We start from the raw sequence: 3,001 nt of genomic DNA, 5'->3' as shown, positions 1-3,001 counted from the left end.
AAAGCCGATTTGGGAATCCACTTTGTCAACAGGACCTAGAACAACCCCAATACACTGTGGGGCCGAAATACACGGAGACGCACAAGTCGCTTAGAATGGGATGAAGCAAGACGCTGTAGAGCCTAGCGGACTTCGGACGCGGCGTAGCGCTTAGCGTGGCAGCTTCACTGCCTCCACCACGCGCCGCGCCTGCTCCAGCTTGGGGCCAGCAGAATACAACCCCAAGGTCATCCCACCGCGCTTGTGCCCCACCACGGCAGCAATCAGGCTCTCCGGCTGGTCTGCCCGTTCTGCCTCTGTGATGAACCACCGCCGAAATGAGTGGAAGTTGACCAGGGAGCGCCGCCTGCCATCGCGTTCATCAGCCACGCCCACCTTGCGGCGATAGGCGGTGAAGTCATTGGAGGTCTTGAAGGACCGCTCCCGGTTTGACGTGGACTTCTGCGGCGCTGGCCACTCCGGGAAGATCGGGTCATCCGGGGCCTTGTCCTTGGTACGGCGCTCAATGATTTCCGTGAGGCTGCTATGGATGGGGCAGAGACGCGCTGCCTTTTCCTTCTTCTGTGGCTTGAAGAGGAACGCTCCGTTCTCACAGTCCCGCACTCGAAGGCAAACAATAGGGTCTAGGCGGCATCCCGTGAGGGCTGCAATTCGCATCAGGTCATGCAGTTCCTGTGGCGCGTCCCCTCCCAGCAGCTTTTTCATCTCCTCTTCGGTGAAGGGCCGTTCCTTCTCGTCATGGGCCTGCTCCGGCACCGGCAGCACGACGCCCTTCCAAACGTCCGAAGGAACTTCCTCCCGCTTCTCAAGCCACTGCCAATAGCGTGAGAGACGGCGCAGGTACTTGTTGAGCGTGACTGGGCTTAGCCCTGGCTCCATGGCTTGGAGATCGTCCGCGAAGGCCACCGCAGAGCGCCGGGTGGGGAAGGACTGGAGATAGGCGTCCACACCCTTCTCCGCACACCACCGCTGGAGCAACGCGATAGCCCGGAGGTCATCAGACCGTGTTCTAGGCTTCACGGTGAGCTGCCCCATGTATTGCTTGTGCAAGCTGTCGAGAGGCGTTGCCCGCCCCGCAATGATCTTGCTGAACTCCGCTATGGCCTTCTCATTTTCGGGGGCGAACCGTTCGCTCTCCTCGCCCGTGCGCGGGTCCACATCAACGCCCACGCGCTTGCCCAGCAGCATGTCCTTGGTGACGGAGATCGCGGTCTCAACCTCATCCGCTTCTTCGTCGGTCTGGGCTCTTTCCCGCTGCCTCCGGAACTCCTCTGCAACCGCCCGGAGGTCCGTCCCCGAACCCTGAGCTTGCGCTATGGTCGCCTTCATCTCATTGACGATGGGCCACTTGAGCTGGTTGGCGATGGCCAAGCTATCGGTGTTGAGGGGATGCTTGAGCCGGGTTCCGAGCCTGCCATGTAGAGCCTTCGGCACCGACATGCTCACGCGCCACTTGCCGCGCCACTGCTCAAGATACTGCCGGTCATTCGCTGCTGATTTTGCCACTCTCAAGCCCTTCACGTACCACGCCACGTACCCCGTTGACGTACCACTAAGTGCCTGTTATAGCGTCAAATTACTGATGTTCAAGACGAAATTGGCGAACAATGATCTTCCCCGCTTGGCTCCACCAAATCCTTCCTAATACCTATCGTCTTCAGCAGGTTTCGGCACTGTCTTCGCGGCCGCTTGGCGTTTGCCCGGCGCCGATCGGCAATCGAAAGGGCTGGTTCGCCTTTTCGTTTGTCAGCGCAGCATGCCTCCTGCCCTGATTTGACACAGGTCTCTGATCTGACATCATCCGGACCAGATCAGGAATCAGTTTTGCCCAAGAAGCCCGCCACCCTTTCCGCCGCCCAGGCCCGGGCGATCTGGCTGCGCGCGCAGCGGCTCGACAGTGCCGAACCCTTCGGGGCGGGTCCGGCGGCGGCGCGGGCGGCGATCAGGCATCTGGGCTATGTGCAGATCGACACGATCAACGTCATCGAGCGCTGCCACCACCACATTCTGTTCTCGCGGATTCCCGCCTATCGGCGCGGCGACCTGACCCATTTGCAATCGGTTGAAAAATCGATCTTCGAATATTGGACCCATGCGCTGAGCTATGTGCCGGTCGAGGACCTGCCCTTCTTCGTGCCGGCGATGAAAGCCTATCGCGACAGACCCAGCGCCTGGTTCGGCACGGTGACGCGCGAGGAGGTCCGCGCCATGACGCGGCGGCTCAAGACCGAGGGCCCGCTTTCCATCCGCGATATCGACGACGACGAATTGGTGGACAAGAACCATCCCTGGGCCAGCCGCAAGCCGTCCAAGCGGGTGCTGCAATTGATGTTCTACCAGGGGCTGGTGACCATTTCGGCGCGGGCCGGCATGGTCAAGACCTACGAGCTGATCGAGCGGCATTTCGGCTGGGAGAAAGCCGCCAGGGGCGCCACCGAGCGGCAGGTGACGGCCTATCTGCTCGATAGGGCGCTGCGCAGCCAGGGATTGGTCAGCCTCGATTCCATCTGCCACCTCAATGCGCCGGCCAAGAAGGCGGTGCGGGCGCTGATCGAGGCGCGGGTCAAGCGCCGATTGCTGGTGCCGGTCACCATTGCGGGCGCCGAAAAGGTGCCGCATTGGGCCGCGCCGGAGGCCCTGGAGCCTGCGCCGGCGGCAGAGGGGCGGGTCCATGTCCTCTCGCCCTTCGATCCGCTGATCATCCAGCGCAAGCGGCTCAAGCTGTTTTTCGATTATGACCACCTGTTCGAGGCCTATGTGCCGGCCGCCAAGCGGCAATATGGCTATTTCGCCCTGCCCATCCTGGCGGGCGACCGGATCGTGGCAGCCGTGGACCTCAAGACCGACCGCGCCGAAGGCAGGCTCTTGGTGCAGAAATGGACCTGGCTGGAGGAGCCCGGTGCGGAGACGCGGGCGGCCATCGATGCCGAACTGGGCCGTTTCGAAGCCTTCCAGCTCGAGCGCTGAAACGAAAATGCCCGCCAGTGGCGGGCATTGCGCG

General features: G+C 62.0%; 2 protein-coding genes. One reads left to right on the top strand and one right to left on the bottom strand.

The window, feature by feature from the left end:
• Nucleotides 1–150: 150 nt before the first annotated feature.
• Nucleotides 151–1,506, bottom strand: a complete 1,356-nt coding sequence (locus A3840_RS01015; protein WP_067450567.1) for a tyrosine-type recombinase/integrase — start codon at nucleotides 1,504–1,506, stop codon at nucleotides 151–153.
• A 318-nt stretch (nucleotides 1,507–1,824) separates the two neighbouring features.
• Here A3840_RS01015 and A3840_RS01010 point away from each other — a divergent pair, with 318 nt between their 5' ends.
• A complete protein-coding gene (locus tag A3840_RS01010; protein ID WP_067450564.1) occupies nucleotides 1,825–2,967 on the top strand; it encodes a winged helix-turn-helix domain-containing protein in 1,143 nt (380 codons plus the stop codon).
• Nucleotides 2,968–3,001 lie beyond the last annotated feature (34 nt).

Origin of the sequence: Devosia elaeis, assembly GCF_001650025.1 — a bacterium.
GTDB classification, from domain to species: Bacteria; Pseudomonadota; Alphaproteobacteria; order Rhizobiales; family Devosiaceae; genus Devosia; species Devosia elaeis.
Note: the sequence above shows the minus strand (reverse complement) of the source record. Positions and strands in the feature narration are given on the sequence as shown.